Source organism: Marinarcus sediminis (SeqCode), assembly GCF_048571275.1.
GTDB classification, from domain to species: Bacteria; Campylobacterota; Campylobacteria; order Campylobacterales; family Arcobacteraceae; genus Marinarcus; species Marinarcus sediminis.
Genome location: NZ_CP182357.1, coordinates 610637 through 629322 on the forward strand (window position 1 = coordinate 610637; position 18686 = coordinate 629322).

The window sequence follows — 18686 nt, forward strand, 5'->3', positions numbered from 1 at the left end:
AAACAAACAAAAAAAGATGATGCAATAATGAACGAAGAAATTACTGCAAAAGAAGTAAGGTGTATGAATGATGATGGTACGAACTATGGCATCATTCCAACAAGAGATGCATTGCAACTGGCAGAAGATTTAGGTTTAGATTTAGTTCTAATAGCTCCAGATGCTCAACCTCCTGTTGCAAAAATTATGAACTACGGTAAATTTAAATACCAATTAGAAAAAAAGAAAAAAGAGGCAAAGAAAAAACAAAAAGTTATCGTGATTAAAGAGATTAAACTTTCTGTTAAAATTGCTGAAAATGATATTAACTATAAAGTTAAACATGCCAGAGAATTTCTTGAAGAAGGGAACCATGTAAAATTTAGAGTATTTTTAAAAGGTAGAGAGATGGCACATCCTGAAGCTGGTATAGAAGTATTACTCAAAATTTGGCCAATGGTTGAAGATATTGCTGTTATGGATAAGCCTCCAAAACTTGAAGGACGATATGTCAATATGATGGCACTTCCTAAAAAAGAAGAAAGAAAAAACTGACACACTTTTAAAGCCTGTAAATAAATTTACAGGCTGCTCCAATACTCCTTACACTTAACCAAAATTAAAGCTTAAATTAAGTATTATTGCGAACTTTTTCTATATTTTAAGGAAATTGCAAATTTAAAAGGAGGAATCCAAATGCCAAAAATGAAATCTAATAGTGGAGCTTTAAAAAGATTTAAAGTGAAAAAAAATGGTTCTATTAAAAGAGGATCAGCTTTTAGAAGCCACATTTTAACTAAGATGACTACAAAAAGAAAAAGAAATCTTAGAAAACCTCAAACAATTGCTGCAGTAGATGTTGCAAGAGTTAAAAGAATGTTAAACCAAGCGTAATCTATAAATTTTTATAGTTACATGTCCCTCCATCTAAACAATGGACAAGTTCGATGAAAGTCGACACCTATTATTGAAACAATATACGGTAAAGGAAAGATAGAATGCCTAGAGTTAAAACTGGTGTAGTTAGAAGAAGAAGACACAAAAAAGTATTAAAAGCTGCTAGAGGTTTTTTTAGTGGTAGAAGAAAACACTTTAGAAAAGCGAAAGAACAATTAGAACACTCTTTAGTGTATGCTTATAGAGACAGAAGACAGAAAAAAAGAGATATCAGAAAGCTTTGGATTGTAAGAATCAATGCCGCTTGTAGATTAAATGATATTAACTATTCAAGATTCATGAATGGTTTAAAATTATCTGCGATTGAATTAGACAGAAAAATTTTAGCTGATATGGCGATGAATGATTCTGCTGCATTTACTGCTCTTGTAGCAGTTGCAAAAGCTGCATTAACTAAATAATTTTAAATTTGCAAATTAAAAAAGGGTTGAAGTCTCCTTCAACCCTTTTTTTTAATCAATTTTACTATTCCTCTGGGTAAGCCTATTATCAAATATACTATTAGAGTAAATATCAAAGGATGAATTGCTCCAATTCCATAAGCTCCTGAACTTTTTAAATGCACAATATGTTCGAAAGGGGACGTTAACCACTCTTTGTAATGCATGCCCAAACTTAACACCAAAAAAATACTCACAAATACCCATAACTCTTTTTTCATATCTGTTCCAAATAAAAAAGCCCCAAGTGTTACCTTGAGGCAATAAAGTCAAACGTTAACTTTTAATTATGCTTTACCAGAAAGCATTCCATACATTGTCATTGGTCTTAACATATAGACTTTCATTAACCACCAAATATATCTCTCTTGAGTTGGATCTAATGGAAAAGATGGTGTAGGTTTTTTAGTCCAGTTAAACTCAGCCAACATAACTTTACCAATATCAGTAATAAGTGGACATACCGTATATCCAGCGTATTTAGCCGTTAATGGTTTTGCTTCCATCGCAGCTACAATATTGTCTACAGCGACTTTATATTGTTTTCTAACACTTCCACCTGTTTTACCCATAGGAACAGCTGCAATGTCTCCTAAAGAGAATACGTTGCTGTATTTAACGTGTTGCAGTGTCTCTTTATTAACAGGTACATACCCTTTTGATGAACCCAATGGCGAATTACCAATTTCATCTGGCGCTTTCATTGGAGGAGTAATGTGTAAGAAGTCAAATGGTACTTCAACATTCTCATTTTTTGTTACCATTGAAAACTCTTCTAAATCTTTATCATATTCACCTTTTTCTTTCCAATGGTGATCAAATGTTGCAATTTTTTTCTCTAAATCAACCCCAGTTAAATTGTGGTTATAATTCCATTTCATATCTCTTGCTTGAAACTGTTTTACAATGGCTTCATGATATTCAGGAACACCAAACATCGTTCCTCCATTTGGATAGAACGTTAATTCAGCATTGGCTCTCGCACCTGCTTCATTCAATCTTGCATTTGTTAAATACATGATTTTTTTAGGAGCTCCACCACATTTAATGGCAGTATTTGGGTGTGTAAATACACCTTTAACTTGTTTACCTGATTTTGCTTCTGCCACAAATTTTTGCATATTTTGCCAAGTAGCAACTGCTCCATCCATCATATAAATAGAACTTACACCTGAATCACCAAACACTTTTAATACTTCAGATGCATCACCTGCAGTATAAGCTTCTCCCGCTTCTTCCAAACCTTTAATGGCAGCAAAATTCAATTTTAAACCTGCTGCAATGATTAAGAAATCATACGTAACCACTTCACCTTTTTTTGTTGTAAGTTGATTATTGTCTGGGTCAAACTCGACAGCTATGTCTTGAATAACTTTTACACCATTTGGCGTAAAATCTTTTGTGTTATACATTACATCATCTTTGGTATAAATTCCAGATGCAATTAACGTATTTCCTGGTTGATATGATACAGATTGAGGATTTGGCTCAATTACTGTAATATCTGGATTCGATAATGTATTTGTCAGTCTTGCAGCTGTAGACATACCTGCAAGTCCCCCTCCAACAATTACAATTTTAGCTTTCACATCACTTGCTTGTAGTGTTGTCGAAGCTTCAAGTTCTGTTCCACCCATTAGAAATGATGCTGAACTTAATCCTGCTATTTTTAAAGCATCTCTTCTTGAAATACCTTGTTTTTTTAACTCATTATCTAGAAGTTCTAAAGAGTCTTTTAGATCTTTGTTCATCATTTGAATTCCTTTACGTTTAAATATATGCGTAGATTATCTTAAATTTCATAATATTAAACTTAAAAATTTCTTAACAGGTTTATTTTTATTATAACTATAACTTATATACACACTTACTCTTTTATTGCCTAAAAAAATTTATTTTCTCGAGTGCTTTTTCATAATCTGTAGGGGTATTCATATTTAAAAATTCATCTTCATTTTCAAAAAAGATCTCTTTTGTATTTGATTGTTTTAAAAGATAAGCAATTTTATGTATGTTTAAATCGATCATTTTATCAAGGTCTTCTAAAACCGATTTAGAAAAAACACCACATAAATTATGTGTCCCACTTTTGCTTCTAGCGACAGTAATATCATAGTTCTCAGATTCTTCAATAAGTGTTTTGAGTGTTTGAGAAGAGATAAAAGGAGTATCCACAGGAATAATAACTGCCTTTGGAGTTTCAATTTTTTCTAAAATCGTTTTTAACGCAATCAAAGGAGAAGAGATTGCAGAAGTATAATCATAAATTATATTATTACTTCTCTTATACATAAAATTAAATGTATGATTTTTTGAAGAGATGTAGACATTTTTAAATATTTTTTGATATTTCTTGTATTGGAATTCAATAAGAGTAGTGTCGTTTCCGAATGGAAGAAGTACTTTGTCTTCTTTCATTCGTGAACTTTTTCCACCGCACAAAATAACGATGGGGATTGTATTAAAAAGCAGTTGGGCTGAATCTTTTTTCACTGCCTACTCATATATTTAGAGCGCTCTTGGGTCTGTAATGTATCCAGAAATAGCACTTGCGGCTGCAACGGCTGAGTTGGCCAAATATATTTTTGAACTTCGGCTTCCCATTCTTCCAACAAAGTTTCTGTTGGTTGTAGAAATACACACCTCATCATCACCTAAAATCCCCATATATCCACCTAAACATGCACCACATGTAGGATTAGATACCACTGCTCCTGCATCTACTAAGGTATCAATATAACCCGCTTTTGTTGCGTCTCTTAAAATTTTTTGAGTACCTGGTGTCAAAATAAGTCTCACGTGTCGTGCCACTTTTTTACCCTTTAAAATTTCAGCCGCCACTTTAAAATCACTCAATCGACCATTCGTACAACTTCCAATGAATACTTGGTCAACTCTGATTTCATCTGCTACTGCTTGTGACACAGGATGACCATTTGAAGGTAAAAATGGGTATGCAATCACCGGTTCTAAAGAGGCTACATCCACAACAATTTCTTGGCAATAATTTGCATCATCATCACTGTAATGAATTTTAGGTTCTGCTCGTAAACTCTCTCTTGAGTCTAAAAACTCTTTGGTAATTTCATCGTATGCCACAATTCCATTTTTTGCCCCAGCTTCAATCGCCATATTACATAAAGAGAATCGATCGTCCATGCTTAAGTATTGAATGGTATCACCAGTAAACTCTAATGTTTTATATAAAGCACCATCAACACCTAAGATTCTGATAATTTCTAAAATTAAATCTTTCCCCGTAACATACTCTTTTGGTTTACCGTTAAATACCACTTTAATAGATTCAGGCACTTTAAACCAGTTTCCCCCTGTAATCATTCCAAAAGAGATATCCGTACTTCCCATTCCTGTACTAAATGCACCTAATGCTCCATGTGTACAAGTATGCGAATCTGCACCAATAATAACATCTCCTGGTAATACCAACCCTTTTTCAGGTAAAAGTGCATGTTCAATTCCCATATCTTTTTCATCAAAGAAATATTTTAAATTATGTTTGTATGCAAAGTCTCTTGAAATTTTTGCTTGATTTGCACTGGCAATATCTTTAGCTGGAATAAAGTGATCCAATACAATGGCAAACCCTTCTGGATTGGCAAGTTTTTCAAAACCACCCTCTTCAAATGCTTTAATTGAAATGGGTGTAGTAATATCATTCCCAATGACCATATCAATTGGACTTCTTACAATTTCACCCGCATAAACTTCACGTCCTACGTGTTCACTGAATATTTTTTCTGTTATCGTTTGTCCCATAATTTTTTACCTATATTATTAATTTTTTAACTGATTTTTGCGATTATATCCAAAAATAATTTAAGTCCCCAAATTTCACTTTTCTTCTTTTGCAATTTTTGATGCTTGATACTGTAACCAAAGTATCCATACCACTGCCAAATCAATCATCACATCTGCAAAATTAAAAATGGCAAAATCAAAACCACAATGCCAATAGACATAATCAACCACACCACCATGCACAAATCGGTCAATGATATTTCCAATACCCCCTGCATACAATATGGCAACAGCAAAGGCATAATAATTATACACATTTTTATTCCAATAAAGATACATGACCCCCATGAACAATAGGGCAATTTGTATATATTTTAAATAGTGTGCAAGAGATGCAAACATAGAAAAAGCAACACCATAATTGTATGTCAAGACCAAAGAGATACAACTGCTTTCCCAACCAAATCCAGCTACAAAAAGTGCTTTGATGTATTGGTCAATAAGCAAAAGTGTCACAAACAGAGTAACAACTTTTATATTTTTCATAATTTACTTTGAAAAAAATCTACTAAATCGTCCATAGCAACTTTAACTTCTTTTTCATTTTTACCTTCAAGTAAAAGTCGTATTTTATTCTCCGTTCCAGAGTAACGAATCAAATCTCTCATTCCATTTTTTCTGATGACTTGAAGTTTTTCTTCCAACCCTTCAATCTCATCTACAGGAACTTTTTTAGTCACACTTAAATTCACCAATAATTGAGGATAAAGTTCAAAAGCATTTAACACTTCACTGGCAGGTTTTCCACTTTTAATCACCAATGCCAAAACTTGTAAGGCTGAAGCCAAACCATCTCCTGTTTTAGCAACATCACCAAAAATAATATGCCCACTTTGTTCCCCACCAAAGTTTAAATTGTTATCTTTCATCTCCATCAGAACATGTTTATCTCCCACATCGGTTCGATTGAGTTTGAGTTCAAAACTGGCTAAATAGTCCTCTAAGGCTTTATTGCTCATCACTGTAGCAACACACGTTTTCCCTTTTAAAAGTTTTTGTTCTTGCAAATAAACACACAATACCCCAATGAGTTTATCGCCATGTACGACTTGACCTTTTTCATCTACAACTACCAATCTGTCTGCGTCTCCATCAAGGGCGATTCCAATGTCTGCTCGAACATCAACCACTACTTTCCCCACATTTTTTGGATGCAGTGCACCACAATCGTCGTTGATATTATAACCGTTTGGTTTATTGTTAATAACAATGACTTCAGCACCCAACTCTTCTAAAATGGTTGGTCCCACTTTATATGCAGCACCATTGGCACAATCTAAAACAATTCTTAACCCATTTAAAGAGAGCTCTTTGGGAAAAGAGCTCTTAATAGAAACGATATATCGTCCAATGACATCATCAATTCTTTTTGATGCCCCAATCTCTTTACCTGTAACTTGAGAACTTCTCAGTAACTCTTCATTAAAAAAGATTTTCTCAATCTCCTCTTCACAAGAAGTGCCCAGTTTATCTCCATTATGATTAAAAAACTTAATCCCATTGTCATCAAAAGGGTTGTGAGAAGCACTCAACATAATTCCAGCATCGCATCGCATGCTTTCTGTCAAATATGCAATTGCAGGAGTTGGCATTGGCCCAATTTGTATCACATTATAACCAACCGCAGTCAAACCACTTACAATGGCATTCTCAATCATATAGCCACTTCGTCTTGTATCTTTGCCTACTAAAATCTTGTTTGTGTATGACTGTTTTCTGAAAAATATTCCCGCTGCCATTGCCAATTTCATTGCTGTCATAGCATCCAAAAAATCACCAGCTTGCCCTCTAACACCGTCTGTTCCAAATAGTTTCATTAACAACTTCCTAAGTTTAAACTTCATTTAAAGATATATTCTGTATTATTCTACCCTTAAATTTTTTACAAAGAGGTTAAACACAAATGGCAAATCACAAATCTGCTGAAAAGAGAGCGAGACAAACGAAAATTAGAACTGAAAGAAACAGATTCTATAAAACAAGAATTAAAAACATCACAAAAGATGTTTTAGCTGCGGTTGATGCTGCTGATAAAGAAAAAGCAGTTGAAGCTGTTAAAACAGCAAACAAATACCTACACCACTGTGTGTCTAAAGGTATCTTAAAAAAAGGTAATGCTTCTAGAAAAGTAAGCAGATTACAAGTTAAGGTTAACGCTCTATAATTGCTTTAAACCAATTAAAACAGTGTTGAATTAAGAAAAAGAATGTTACAAGATAAACTACAGCCTTTTCTTGACCGCTATAATGAAATCAATGAATTGTTGATTTCGCCTAACATTACCAGCGACATTAAAAGAATGACTGATCTTTCAAGAGAACAGTCAAACCTAGAACCGATTGTTACTGCTACAAAAGAGTACTTAAAAGTTCTTGGGGATATTGAAGAGAACAGAATGTTGCTTGATGATAATGAGTTAGGTGAACTTGCAAAAGAAGAACTAAAAGAACTTGAACCCAAAAAAGTAGAACTTGAAGAACACATTAAAATTCTACTTGTGCCAAAAGACCCAAATGATGACAAAAACATCTATTTAGAATTGCGAGCTGGTACGGGGGGAGATGAAGCTGCTATTTTCGTAGGTGATCTCTTTAGAGGTTACTTAAGATATGCAGAGTTAAAAGGCTGGAAAGTTGAAGTAATGAGCTCAAGTGAGAGTGAAGCTGGTGGATATAAAGAGCTTGTTTTTCTTATAAAAGGTGAGCAAGTTTATAGCCGACTTAAATACGAAGGTGGAACACACAGAGTACAAAGAGTTCCAGCAACTGAATCACAAGGAAGAGTTCATACATCAGCTATCACTGTAGCAGTAATGCCAGAAGTAGATGACGTCGAAATTGAAATTAACCCAAATGATTTAAAAATAGATGTAATGCGTTCCAGTGGGTGTGGTGGTCAATCTGTAAACACCACAGACAGTGCAGTAAGAATTACTCACTTACCTTCTGGAATCGTCGTTACCAACCAAGACCAAAAGTCTCAGCACAAAAATAAAGAAAAAGCGATGAAAGTTTTAAAAGCTCGACTTTATGACCTTGAAATGCAAGAAAAACAGCAAAAAGAGGGTGCAGACAGAAAAGAACAAGTGGGAACTGGTGATCGAAGTGGAAGAATTAGAACCTATAATTATCCACAAAACCGAGTCAGTGATCACCGAATCAACTTAACATTATACCGATTAGAAAACATCATGGAAGATGGTGTTTTTGATGAAATCATTGATCCACTTATTGCGGATCACCAAGCTCGAATTATGGAAGCAAGCGGATTATAAAATCCACTTGCTTTTTTTTACTCTTTTTTAGAAAAACTCCTTTTTAAATCTGCCTTTTATATTTTTATGAAGTAACCCAGTTGTAACCAATCTCCATTACAATTTCAACATCCAAAAAATTCGTAACTGAATTTAAAGAACTTAGGAGAAAATATGAAAATTAAAAAAAGTGCTATTGCATTGCTTGCAACTGCTGCATTAACTGTGTCGTTAAGTGCTAGAGACCAAATTAAAATTGTTGGTTCTTCTACTGTTTATCCTTTTTCAAGCTCTGTGGCTGAAGAATTAGGTGCAACTTCTAAATTCCCAACACCTGTTGTTGAATCAACTGGTTCAGGTGGTGGTATGAAACTATTTTGTGCAGGTGCTGATTTAAATACTCCTGATATTACCAATGCTTCAAGAAGAATGAAAAGTTCTGAGTTTGAACTTTGTGCTAAAAATGGAGTAACTGATATTACTGAAGCGGTGATTGGTTTTGATGGTATTGCATTTGCTCAAGACAAATCAAACAAACCTTTTTCTATTAATAAACACCAGTTGGCTTTAGCTGTTGCTGCTGAAGTTCCAGATAAAAATGGAAAACTCATTCCAAACCCATATAAAAAATGGTCAGACATTGATGCAACTTTACCATCAAGAGAAATTATCATTTACGGACCACCAAAATCATCAGGTACAAGAGATGCATTTGAAGATATGGTGATGAAAGATACGTTTAAACATATGAAAGAGTATACCTCTTTATATGAAGCGGATAAAGTAGCAAACAAAGGGTACAAAAAATATCACAAAATCAGACAAGATGGTGTGTATGTTCCTTCAGGTGAAAACGACAATATTATCGTTCAAAAATTGACTAAAAACAAAAATGCATTTGGTATTTTTGGTTACTCATTCTTAATTGAAAATGACGATAAATTAAATGGTGCTAAAGTCAATGGTGTTGAACCAACTCCAGATACAATTTCAGCTGCTACATACCCAATTTCTAGAAGTTTATACTTCTACATCAAAAACTCTCATGCGAAAGATGTTCCTGCAATGAACAAATATGTTGAGATGTTTATGGGTGAAAATATGATTGGTAAAGATGGTATTTTAGGTGAAATTGGTCTGATTCCACTTCCAGATGCTACAAGAGATGCAATCAGAACTTCTGTTGCAAAAAGAACAAAACTTACAATCGAAGATTTAAAGAAAAAATAGATTATAAAGAGGAGCCCTCCCTCTTTATAATCCCATAATTAGATCTTTATACTTTTTTACGCGAACGAAAAGCAAAGATCTAATTATGAGATTATGAGCTAACTTACAAAGGATTTCGTATGTTGAGCAAATGGATTAAAATTCTTGAAAAGTTAGATTTTGCCTTCCAACCTATTATTCACACCTATACGGGGAAAATTTATGGAGTTGAAGCTCTCTTAAGAAATGTGGAAATTGCCACCGATTATCACAATATTCAAGATTTGTTCGACTGTGCTTTTGAAGATGATTTGCTCTATCAAGTTGATTTAGAATTACGAAAAAAAGCCATTCAAAAACTCAAAAAACTCGACATTGAACATGTCAAACTTTTTTATAATTTGGACAATCGAATTATCTACAGTAAAAACTCTCCACAAGGTCAAACCTCAAAAATATTAGAAGAGTATGGTCTGAAAAAAGATGCCATTTGCTTTGAACTGAGTGAAAAAGGTACCATGATTGAGCAAAATGCTCTGACTTCAATGATTGATAAATATAAAAAAGATGGTTACTCTATTGCCATTGACGATTTTGGTATTGGTGTTTCAGGACTCAAACTGCTCTACTTTAGCGAAGCCAATATTATTAAACTTGACCGATTTTTTATCACCAACGTCAACAACGACTCTAAGAAAAAACTTTTTTGTTCATCCATTATTGACATGGCTCACACCATGGGAATGAAAGTTGTAGCTGAAGGCATTGAAAAAGAAGCGGAATACTTTACATGTAAAGATATGGGGGTAGATTTTATTCAAGGGTTTTTGGTACAAAGACCTACGGTTATTACCAAAGATATTGTCCCCATTTACAAAAATATTGTTAAACTTTTAAAACAAGATCGGCGAGATGAAAACAAAAACTTAATTGATGCCAGTTTCATTGAAGAGATTGCCCCTCTTAATATCAATACTTCGCTGCATGACTTGTTTGTTTACTTTAAAAACAATCCACAAAATACTTTTGTACCCATTATTGATAATTATGACCATCTCAATGGTGTCATTTATGAAGTGGATATTAAAAAAATATCCTATTCTCAATATGGACTCTCTTTAGCGAAAAATGTTTCATACAGCAGTAAATTATGTAAGTTTGTCAAACCCGCTTTATGTGTAGAGTCTACTTGGGGAATTGACAAAACTTTAGAGATTTATCACATGAATCAAATCGATTCAAAAGGTATTTTTGTCACCAAAGCGAATAAATATTTCGGTTTTATTAAAGTGGGTTCTTTGCTCTCCCTTTCACATAAAAGAAACATTGAAATTGCTAAAAATCAAAACCCTTTAACAAAACTGCCGGGTAACAACCAAATTGAAGATTTTATCTACACCAGCTTTAAACAAATCAAAGAGAAACATACCTTTCACATGCTCTATTTTGACTTTAACGACTTTAAACCCTTCAATGACTCTTATGGCTTCAGACAAGGTGACCGTGCTATTCTTATCTTTTCAGAGCTCATACAAAAAATACTTCCTAGCGACTCTTTTATGGGACATATTGGAGGAGATGACTTCTTTATTGGATTCAAAGATTACACTTATGAAAATGTCTATGACTTAGCGTATACCATTCAAAAAGAGTTTAAACATTCTGTCACCAATTTATACAATAAAACAGACATTGAAAATGGTTGTATGGTCTGTGTTGATCGATTTAATATTCAAAGAGAGTTCAAACTGTTAAGTGTGGCTTGTGGCATCATTGAGATTGGACCGCATACCAATAAGAAAAATTTCGATTACACTTTAGGAAAAATCAAGAAAGTTTCTAAGCGCCTAGATGAGCCTGTTGGTGTCTGTTTGTAATCAAACTGTAATCAACTCAAAGTAAACTTCTTCAAAATTATACTTTAAAAGGTTACTTTTGAGCATGTTTGAATCAAAAAACAAATCCACCAAAGTTAAAGAAGATATCATCAAGTTTCTGCTTGTTACCGCTTCGATTATATCTATTTTAACAACATTTGGAATTCTATTTTCAATTCTTTTTGAAGCCATAGAGTTTTTCCACATGAGAAGTTTTTGGTACTTTATAACAGGAACAGAATGGTCTCCAGGTATTGAAGGAAGTAAATTTGGTGCAGTGCCTATTTTTGCTGGTACCTTTATGATTACCTTCATTGCCATGGCAGTTGCCATTCCTGTTGGTTTAGGGAGTGCCATTTATATGAGTGAGTATGCCAGTCACAGCACACGGAATTACCTCAAACCACTTTTGGAGATTTTAGCAGGAATACCAACAGTTGTGTATGGTTTCTTTGCCGCCATAACCATTGCACCTTTTGTTGTAAAAGCAGCAGAATTTTTTGGAATGGAAGCCACTTTTAATTCGGCATTGGCCTCTGGATTTGTAATGGGAATTATGATTATTCCTGTTATTTCATCTCTGTCGGATGATGTTATTCGATCTGTTCCTGACAGTCAGAGAAAAGCCTCGTTAAGTTTGGGCTTAACCTATGGGGAAACCATTCGAGATGTTGTTTTGCCCTCAGCACTTCCTGGAATCATTTCAGCCACACTCTTAGGAATATCTAAAGCTTTGGGTGAAACCATGATTGTTGTTATGGCAGCAGGATTGAGACCAAACTTATCGTGGAACCCCCTTGAAGATATGACAACCGTAACCGTTCGTATTGTTGATGCACTTGTCGGTGACCAAGCATTCAACTCACCTGCAACACTCTCTGCGTTTGCATTGGGATTGGTTCTTTTTGTGGTCACTCTGCTGTTAAACATTGTTTCATTGATGTTGATTAAAAAGTTCAAAGAAAAATATAAAGTGAATACATTATGATTTTTAGAAAAAAACAAAAAAACAAAAACCCATTTTATGATCCGTCATTAAATGCAAGGCACAGAAGTTCAAGAATTTTCAAACGCTTTACCCTAAGTTCGTTGGTCTTTTCAATTGCTTTTTTAGGATTCTTTTTATTTGATATGATTACAAAAGGAGTTCCCGCTTTTGAACAAGCGTATGTGAAAGTATTGGTAAGCTACAATGAAGAGACTATTCAAGACCCAAGAAAAGCCATCGATAGAAAATATCGTGGCATTATTTCACGTGCTTGGACACGAGATATTCCAAGCCATGTTCGCACCAACCCTGAACTTATGAATACCACACAAGAGATTTGGGCATTAACCGATGATCAAGTGGATCAATATTTAAAAGGTCACTACTATAAATTAAAACGTAAAGACAAAAAATTGGTCGATGAATTAAAAGCATCGGGTGAAATTGAACTGAAATTTAACAAAATCTTTTTCACCAATGGTGACTCAAAAATTCCAGAATATGCTGGTCTAAAGTCGGCCGTTATTGGTTCAATTTTAACGCTGACCATTACCATGTTATTCGCTTTTCCAATTGGAGTAATGACAGCTATTTACCTCGAAGAGTTTGCAGATGACAATAAATTTACACAAATCATTGAGGTCAACATCAATAATCTGGCAGCCATACCTTCTATTCTATTTGGACTTTTGGGATTGGCAATTTTTATCAATCTTTTTGGATTACCAAGAAGTTCACCTCTTGTGGGTGGATTAACCCTTGCTTTGATGACACTGCCTATTATTATAGTCAGTTCAAGAGCCGCATTAAGAGCTGTTCCAGACTCAATTCGACAAGCAGGTTATGGAATTGGCTTAACCAAAATTGAAGTGACACGTGACCACGTATTGCCTTTGGCCTTCCCCGGTATTTTAACCGGTTCAATCATTGGGTTAGCACATGCTATGGGAGAGACAGCACCGTTGATTATTATTGGAATGATTGCATTTATTCCCGATTCACCTACTATGGTGACCGATGCTGCAACAGTTATGCCCGCACAACTTTTTACATGGGCGGGAATGCCTGAAAGAATGTATGTAGAAAAAACGGCAGCGGGGATTATGGTGTTATTGACAGTATTGATTTCGCTCAATACATTGGCGATATATTTAAGAAAAAAACTTGAAGTTAAATGGTAGGATTGAAAATGACAAAAGAGAATAAAATAAAAGTAGATGTTCAACAACTCAATTTATGGTACGGGGATAATCGAGCTTTATATGACATCACCGTTCCTTTATTTGAAAATAAAATCACAGCACTTATTGGACCATCTGGGTGTGGCAAATCAACTTTCTTAAGATGTTTAAACCGAATGAATGATTTAATCAATATTGTAAAAATTGAAGGTACTGTTGTTATTGATAAAAAAAATATTTATGACAAAGATGTCGATGAAGTGAGTGTGAGAAAAAGAGTAGGAATGGTCTTTCAACAACCCAATCCCTTTCCAAAATCTATTTATGACAATGTCGCCTATGCCCCTTTAAAACACAGTCAAGTTAAAAAAGGTACGGCGTGTGATGAATTGGTTGAAAAATCGCTGCACGATGCTGGTCTTTGGGATGAAGTTAAAGACAAATTACATCAACCAGGAACATCACTCTCTGGTGGACAACAACAACGATTGTGTATTGCAAGAACCATTGCAGTAAGACCAGAAGTGATTTTAATGGATGAACCCACTTCAGCGCTTGATCCAATTTCAACTGAAAAAATTGAAGCGTTGATGTTAGAATTAAAGAAAAAATATACCATTGTAACCGTAACGCACAATATGCAACAAGCAGCACGTGTAGCGGATTATACCGCATTTTTCCACTTGGGAAAACTCATCGAATATGATGAAACAGAGACGATATTTGTTAATCCTAAAGAGAAAAAAACAGAAGATTATATTACAGGAAGGTTCGGATAATGTTAAGCGTATACAAAGATAAATTAGACAGTATAAAACAAGAAGTCACCACTATTGGTGAACAAGTTCTTAGAGCAAATGAGTTTGCTCTTAAAGCATTGGAAAAGAATGATACTAAACTTTTTACGGATGCCAGAAACGAGTTAATGACCATTGCTCAAACGTCAAACAAAATTGATAATTTGATTGTGACCACATTGGCTTTACATTCACCCGAAGCAAAAGATTTAAGAGAGTTGGTTTCATACTTAAAAATTACCAATGAACTGGTTCGTTCAAGCGATAACACAAAAAGTTATATCAAAAGTATTGCCAAAACAATCAATCATGATATAGAGTTAAGTAAAATCAACGAATATGCTCTTCCCTTGCATCGTTCTGCCATTTTAGCAACCAAAACCGCATTGGAAATTATTCAATTAGATAATACCAATGATATTGAAGACTATTTTCATAAAGTCATTGTTGAAGAGACTAAAACCGATGATTTGTATGCAATGATTGAGAAAAATATTTTAAAAATGATCACTAAAAATCGTGAACTTTCAAAAGATTATTTTGATATGTTAGGTTCTTTCAGACGATTAGAAAAAGTCGCTGACAGAGCTGCCAGTATTGCAAACTTGTTATTATATGCCCATGTGGGTGGTGAGATTAATCAAGCTTAATCATAAAAAATATGGTACAATACTGCCATGAGAAGAGCAATATATAAAATCAAAAGATACTTCAGTAGTAACTACGAAGTTCTAATAGCAGCGATTATTTTCACTGTTGTTGTATCAATAAACTTAGAGTTTTTTAAAGCCATTATCCTGATGCTTGAATTTATCGTCATCATGGAAGTGGTTAAAATGGTCTCTGATTTTATTAAAAAAGAGAAATTACGATTACGGTTTGTTATAGATATTTTTATCATCTTTTTAATCAGAGATGTTATTATTCTAGCATCACACAGAAATAAAGATTATTTTGATATTACCTTTTTACTGTTAGTTATTTTTATATTCTTTATCTTTAGAATTTTATCCATTAAATACTCTCCTGGAGTCATTAAAATATCTAAAGATACGGTTATTGAGTATGAAGATGACAGAAAAGCAAAAAAAATATCAGATGATAACCCTAAGGTGAAACTTGGAAAAGAATACGATTCTAATAGTTGAAGATGAAGAAGATATTTTAGAACTTCTTGAGTATACACTTCAAAAAGATGGTTACGATACCATTGGCTTTACTCATGTGAGTAAAGCCCTTGAAAACATATTTGAAGAGGAAACCATTGATCTGATTTTAATGGACAGAAACCTTCCCGGTATTGATGGAACAACGTTTGTTTCTCAGATGAAACAAAAGGGTTTTAATATCCCCGTTATCTATGTTACGGCTAAAGATAAATCGGAAGACATTTTAGAAGGTTTTGACTCTTATGCCGATGATTATATTACCAAACCCTTTAATCTCAAAGAGTTAAGTGCCAGAGTGAATGCTGTCTTAAAAAGAACAAAAAAAGATGTTGAAATTTTAAAAGTCAAAGACATTGTCTACAAAAAATCAAACAAAAAGTTTTACATAAAAGAGAATGAGCTTGAACTTACCCACTTAGAACATGACCTTTTTTTAGAGTTTATCAGAAACAAAGACATTTTGCTTTCCCGGGAACATCTTCTTGAAAGTGTTTGGGAAGACTCCTACGATAAAAAACTCAAAACAGTCAATGTTGCAATCAAACGATTAAAAGCAAAAATCGACCCTTCTGGAAAAAAAGAGTATATCAAGTCAATTCGGGGAGAAGGTTACATATTTTGCTAAGAATTCATCAGCTTTTTCTTCGAACATTTATTTTTATTTTTATCTCTATTTTAATTGCCACGAGTCTTACGACATACTTTTGGTTTAAAAGCATCTATACCAACGAAGTTGAACGAAACCTTTCTCATAACATTGATGCCATGAGTGTCTCTTTAAAAAGTTTAGATCATTTAGACCAAGTTGTTGATGACTTTAAAGAGAAGACCAACCTACGAATCACGATTATTGACCAAGCTGGAAATGTGCTTGCTGAAAGCGATAAAGACAAATTAAAAATGGAAAATCACCTCCATCGGCAAGAGATTATTAAAGCGCAAGAAGCGGGGGAAGGAAAAGCCATTCGTGTTTCATCAACCATTCATAAAGAACTGCTTTATGTGGTGAAAAAATTGACGATTCAAGACAAAATCATCTATATTCGTATGGCAGATTATTTGAATAATATAGAAGATCGATTTGTCAATTTATCCTTGCAAGTTACGGGTATTTTTACTCTGTTTTTAATTTTTGCTTTTGTTATTATCTATTTTATCAGTAATAAAATCCGTTTACAAACCGATAAAATTATGCTTTTTTTAACCAAATTAACCAAAAAAGAGGCAATGAGCAAAGCCAATTTAAAAAATCTCAACTCAAATTATACTTTTGAATTTTATGAAATATCAAAACTCTTAAGAAAAGTTGCCGTTAAAATTACCAAAAAAGATAAAATGAAATCAAAACACACTGCCCGATTAAAAGTTGCCAATAAACAAAAAGATGAAATCATCTCTGCCATTTCACATGAGTTTAAAAACCCTATTGCTATTATTTCTGGTTACAGTGAAACGATTCTTACAGATAAACAACTGCCTAAAAATATGCAAGAGAGTTTTTTAAAGAAAATCTATACCAACGCCAACAAAATGTCAGCACTCATTGACAGGCTACGATTGACCTTGAAGCTTGAAGAGGGGAAACAAGAAGGATTTTTTAAACAAACATCACTAAAAACATTGTGTGAAGAGTTATCCAGTGATTTAAAACAGAAATACAAAAACAGAATCATTAAAATTGTCGGTGAAGATACTCGTGTAAATTTAGATGAAACGCTCATGAGTATTGCCATTTCAAATTTAGTCGAAAATGCCTTGAAATATTCAGAAGATGTTGTTACCATTGAAATTACACCTGAAAGTCTCACGGTTTTGGATATGGGGATTGGCATCGCTGCTGCCGATTTAGAAAGAATCAAAAATAAATTCTACCGTGTCTCTAAAAATGATTGGAATAACTCTTTGGGATTGGGGCTTTTTATTGTCTTAAAAATCCTCAATATTCACAACTATGAACTGCAAATCATCAGTGAATTAAACTTTGGCTCAAAATTTATCATAAAATTTTAAATTCCGCTTAAATTAAGCTATACTTAAGTATTACTACACTATTATTCCACCTCATTAATAAAAGCGGAGAAAATAAATGAAATTTACTCAAATGGCGAAAGCTAACGAAATCGATAGAGATTGGATAGTAATAGACGCAACAGATAAAGTATTTGGTAGAATTATTACTGAAGTAGCTACACTTTTAAGAGGAAAACATAAACCTTGTTTTACTCCTCATGTTGATTGTGGAGATAATGTAGTTATTATCAATGCTGCTAAAGCAAAATTTACTGGTACTAAACTGGACGTTAAAAACTATTATACTCACTCAGGTTATTTTGGTAGTACAAAAACTCACAAAATGTCTGACATGATAGATAACAACCCTGAAAAACTATTTAAATTAGCAACCAGAGGTATGTTACCAAAAACAACGCTTGGTAAAGCAATGTTAAAAAAATTAAAAGTATATGCAGGTGCTGAACATCCTCACACTGCGCAAATTAAAGGATAAGACTAATGGCAAAAGTATACGCAACTGGAAGAAGAAAAACTTCTATCGCTAAAGTATGGTTAGAAGCTGGTAACGGACAACTTACAATCAACGGTCAATCTTTAGACGCATGGTTAGGTGGACATGAAGCAATTAAAAAAAGAGTAATGTTACCTTTAGAAGTAGCTAAACAAGAAACATCTGTTAACCTTGTTGTTAAAACATTGGGTGGTGGTTACTCTGCACAAGCTGATGCTGTTAAACATGGTATTTCAAGAGCTTTAGTTGCTTTCGATGAGCAATTCAGAGCAGTATTAAAACCACATGGTTTACTTACAAGAGATTCAAGATCTGTTGAAAGAAAAAAATGTGGAAAGAAAAAAGCAAGAAAAAGCAGCCAATTCTCAAAACGTTAATCGTTTTATTTTTTACAGAATCATTGAATGTTTCTGTGAAAAAGATAATTGGATTTTTCAAAAGGGGCAACAATCGTTGCTCCTTTTTTTATGCTTTTTTTTAGAAAAACACACTA

General features: G+C 33.8%; 22 protein-coding genes. 16 read left to right on the top strand and 6 right to left on the bottom strand.

Going from position 1 to position 18686, the window contains the following annotated elements:
- The first annotated feature begins 27 nt into the window (after positions 1-27).
- From infC to rplT, 3 genes are all read left to right on the top strand, one after another.
- Positions 28-534, top strand: coding sequence for a translation initiation factor IF-3 (infC, locus tag ACNI3C_RS03080; RefSeq protein WP_419771476.1), 507 nt, complete (start codon positions 28-30; stop codon positions 532-534).
- A gap of 141 nt (positions 535-675) precedes the next feature.
- Positions 676-873: a 50S ribosomal protein L35 gene (gene rpmI / locus ACNI3C_RS03085; protein WP_419770783.1), complete on the top strand. Its 198-nt coding sequence runs from the start codon at positions 676-678 to the stop codon at positions 871-873.
- Between the two features lie 104 nt (positions 874-977).
- A complete protein-coding gene (gene rplT / locus ACNI3C_RS03090) occupies positions 978-1337 on the top strand; it encodes a 50S ribosomal protein L20 (protein ID WP_419770784.1) in 360 nt (119 codons plus the stop codon).
- 38 nt (positions 1338-1375) lie between these two features.
- Here rplT and ACNI3C_RS03095 read toward each other — a convergent pair whose 3' ends face one another.
- The 6 genes from ACNI3C_RS03095 to glmM form a co-directional block, all read right to left on the bottom strand.
- Positions 1376-1597: a hypothetical protein gene (locus ACNI3C_RS03095; protein WP_419770785.1), complete on the bottom strand. Its 222-nt coding sequence runs from the start codon at positions 1595-1597 to the stop codon at positions 1376-1378.
- A 66-nt stretch (positions 1598-1663) separates the two neighbouring features.
- Complete coding sequence (locus ACNI3C_RS03100) at positions 1664-3130, bottom strand: NAD(P)/FAD-dependent oxidoreductase (protein ID WP_419770786.1); 1467 nt, start codon at positions 3128-3130, stop codon at positions 1664-1666.
- A gap of 121 nt (positions 3131-3251) precedes the next feature.
- Positions 3252-3869 carry a molybdenum cofactor guanylyltransferase MobA gene (gene mobA, locus ACNI3C_RS03105; RefSeq protein WP_419770787.1) on the bottom strand — a complete coding sequence of 206 codons (618 nt, stop codon included), beginning with the start codon at positions 3867-3869 and terminating at the stop codon, positions 3252-3254.
- A 15-nt stretch (positions 3870-3884) separates the two neighbouring features.
- Positions 3885-5153, bottom strand: coding sequence for a 3-isopropylmalate dehydratase large subunit (leuC, locus tag ACNI3C_RS03110; protein ID WP_419770788.1), 1269 nt, complete (start codon positions 5151-5153; stop codon positions 3885-3887).
- Positions 5154-5228: 75 nt separating this feature from the next.
- Positions 5229-5681: a signal peptidase II gene (gene lspA, locus ACNI3C_RS03115; protein WP_419770789.1), complete on the bottom strand. Its 453-nt coding sequence runs from the start codon at positions 5679-5681 to the stop codon at positions 5229-5231.
- Positions 5678-7012: a phosphoglucosamine mutase gene (gene glmM / locus ACNI3C_RS03120; RefSeq protein ID WP_419770790.1), complete on the bottom strand. Its 1335-nt coding sequence runs from the start codon at positions 7010-7012 to the stop codon at positions 5678-5680. The genes lspA and glmM overlap by 4 nt, the downstream gene beginning before the upstream one ends.
- 86 nt (positions 7013-7098) lie before the next feature.
- On the opposite strand from glmM, the gene rpsT reads away from it, so the two are divergent.
- The 13 genes from rpsT to rpsI all read left to right on the top strand — a co-directional run bounded on the left by rpsT (position 7099) and on the right by rpsI (position 18570).
- Positions 7099-7359 carry a 30S ribosomal protein S20 gene (gene rpsT / locus ACNI3C_RS03125; protein WP_419770791.1) on the top strand — a complete coding sequence of 87 codons (261 nt, stop codon included), beginning with the start codon at positions 7099-7101 and terminating at the stop codon, positions 7357-7359.
- A gap of 42 nt (positions 7360-7401) precedes the next feature.
- Positions 7402-8469: a peptide chain release factor 1 gene (prfA, locus tag ACNI3C_RS03130; RefSeq protein WP_419770792.1), complete on the top strand. Its 1068-nt coding sequence runs from the start codon at positions 7402-7404 to the stop codon at positions 8467-8469.
- Between the two features lie 159 nt (positions 8470-8628).
- A complete protein-coding gene (locus ACNI3C_RS03135) occupies positions 8629-9678 on the top strand; it encodes a PstS family phosphate ABC transporter substrate-binding protein (RefSeq protein WP_419771477.1) in 1050 nt (349 codons plus the stop codon).
- Positions 9679-9797: 119 nt separating this feature from the next.
- Positions 9798-11534, top strand: a complete 1737-nt coding sequence (locus ACNI3C_RS03140) for a GGDEF domain-containing protein (RefSeq protein WP_419770793.1) — start codon at positions 9798-9800, stop codon at positions 11532-11534.
- Positions 11535-11598: 64 nt separating this feature from the next.
- Positions 11599-12522, top strand: coding sequence for a phosphate ABC transporter permease subunit PstC (gene pstC, locus ACNI3C_RS03145; protein ID WP_419770794.1), 924 nt, complete (start codon positions 11599-11601; stop codon positions 12520-12522).
- Entirely contained in the window at positions 12519-13703 is a 1185-nt protein-coding gene (gene pstA / locus ACNI3C_RS03150; protein WP_419770795.1) for a phosphate ABC transporter permease PstA, read from the top strand. The genes pstC and pstA overlap by 4 nt, the downstream gene beginning before the upstream one ends.
- An 8-nt stretch (positions 13704-13711) precedes the next feature.
- Complete coding sequence (pstB, locus tag ACNI3C_RS03155; RefSeq protein WP_419770796.1) at positions 13712-14482, top strand: phosphate ABC transporter ATP-binding protein PstB; 771 nt, start codon at positions 13712-13714, stop codon at positions 14480-14482.
- A complete protein-coding gene (locus tag ACNI3C_RS03160; protein WP_419770797.1) occupies positions 14482-15150 on the top strand; it encodes a phosphate signaling complex PhoU family protein in 669 nt (222 codons plus the stop codon). The genes pstB and ACNI3C_RS03160 overlap by 1 nt, the downstream gene beginning before the upstream one ends.
- Before the next feature lie 27 nt (positions 15151-15177).
- Positions 15178-15648, top strand: coding sequence for a phosphate-starvation-inducible PsiE family protein (locus ACNI3C_RS03165; protein WP_419770798.1), 471 nt, complete (start codon positions 15178-15180; stop codon positions 15646-15648).
- Complete coding sequence (locus ACNI3C_RS03170) at positions 15620-16294, top strand: response regulator transcription factor (RefSeq protein WP_419770799.1); 675 nt, start codon at positions 15620-15622, stop codon at positions 16292-16294. Before ACNI3C_RS03165 ends, ACNI3C_RS03170 begins: the two co-directional genes overlap by 29 nt.
- Positions 16288-17679 carry a sensor histidine kinase gene (locus tag ACNI3C_RS03175; RefSeq protein WP_419770800.1) on the top strand — a complete coding sequence of 464 codons (1392 nt, stop codon included), beginning with the start codon at positions 16288-16290 and terminating at the stop codon, positions 17677-17679. The genes ACNI3C_RS03170 and ACNI3C_RS03175 overlap by 7 nt, the downstream gene beginning before the upstream one ends.
- A 76-nt stretch (positions 17680-17755) precedes the next feature.
- Complete coding sequence (rplM, locus tag ACNI3C_RS03180; RefSeq protein WP_419770801.1) at positions 17756-18175, top strand: 50S ribosomal protein L13; 420 nt, start codon at positions 17756-17758, stop codon at positions 18173-18175.
- A gap of 5 nt (positions 18176-18180) precedes the next feature.
- Positions 18181-18570, top strand: coding sequence for a 30S ribosomal protein S9 (gene rpsI / locus ACNI3C_RS03185; protein WP_419770802.1), 390 nt, complete (start codon positions 18181-18183; stop codon positions 18568-18570).
- Positions 18571-18686: the final 116 nt, after the last annotated feature.

What these genes read in the sequence shown, in the direction of transcription:
- ACNI3C_RS03160 (WP_419770797.1), top strand. Translation starts at nt 14,482, where the DNA reads ATGTTAAGCGTATACAAAGATAAATTAGACAGTATAAAACAAGAAGTC.
- ACNI3C_RS03165 (WP_419770798.1), top strand. Translation starts at nt 15,178, where the DNA reads ATGAGAAGAGCAATATATAAAATCAAAAGATACTTCAGTAGTAACTAC.
- rpmI (WP_419770783.1), top strand. Translation starts at nt 676, where the DNA reads ATGCCAAAAATGAAATCTAATAGTGGAGCTTTAAAAAGATTTAAAGTG.
- rplM (WP_419770801.1), top strand. Translation starts at nt 17,756, where the DNA reads ATGAAATTTACTCAAATGGCGAAAGCTAACGAAATCGATAGAGATTGG.
- ACNI3C_RS03095 (WP_419770785.1), bottom strand. Translation starts at nt 1,597, where the DNA reads ATGAAAAAAGAGTTATGGGTATTTGTGAGTATTTTTTTGGTGTTAAGT.
- pstC (WP_419770794.1), top strand. Translation starts at nt 11,599, where the DNA reads ATGTTTGAATCAAAAAACAAATCCACCAAAGTTAAAGAAGATATCATC.
- ACNI3C_RS03140 (WP_419770793.1), top strand. Translation starts at nt 9,798, where the DNA reads ATGTTGAGCAAATGGATTAAAATTCTTGAAAAGTTAGATTTTGCCTTC.
- lspA (WP_419770789.1), bottom strand. Translation starts at nt 5,681, where the DNA reads ATGAAAAATATAAAAGTTGTTACTCTGTTTGTGACACTTTTGCTTATT.
- rpsI (WP_419770802.1), top strand. Translation starts at nt 18,181, where the DNA reads ATGGCAAAAGTATACGCAACTGGAAGAAGAAAAACTTCTATCGCTAAA.
- ACNI3C_RS03100 (WP_419770786.1), bottom strand. Translation starts at nt 3,130, where the DNA reads ATGATGAACAAAGATCTAAAAGACTCTTTAGAACTTCTAGATAATGAG.
- infC (WP_419771476.1), top strand. Translation starts at nt 28, where the DNA reads ATGAACGAAGAAATTACTGCAAAAGAAGTAAGGTGTATGAATGATGAT.
- rpsT (WP_419770791.1), top strand. Translation starts at nt 7,099, where the DNA reads ATGGCAAATCACAAATCTGCTGAAAAGAGAGCGAGACAAACGAAAATT.
- rplT (WP_419770784.1), top strand. Translation starts at nt 978, where the DNA reads ATGCCTAGAGTTAAAACTGGTGTAGTTAGAAGAAGAAGACACAAAAAA.
- pstA (WP_419770795.1), top strand. Translation starts at nt 12,519, where the DNA reads ATGATTTTTAGAAAAAAACAAAAAAACAAAAACCCATTTTATGATCCG.
- glmM (WP_419770790.1), bottom strand. Translation starts at nt 7,012, where the DNA reads ATGAAACTATTTGGAACAGACGGTGTTAGAGGGCAAGCTGGTGATTTT.
- pstB (WP_419770796.1), top strand. Translation starts at nt 13,712, where the DNA reads ATGACAAAAGAGAATAAAATAAAAGTAGATGTTCAACAACTCAATTTA.
- leuC (WP_419770788.1), bottom strand. Translation starts at nt 5,153, where the DNA reads ATGGGACAAACGATAACAGAAAAAATATTCAGTGAACACGTAGGACGT.
- prfA (WP_419770792.1), top strand. Translation starts at nt 7,402, where the DNA reads ATGTTACAAGATAAACTACAGCCTTTTCTTGACCGCTATAATGAAATC.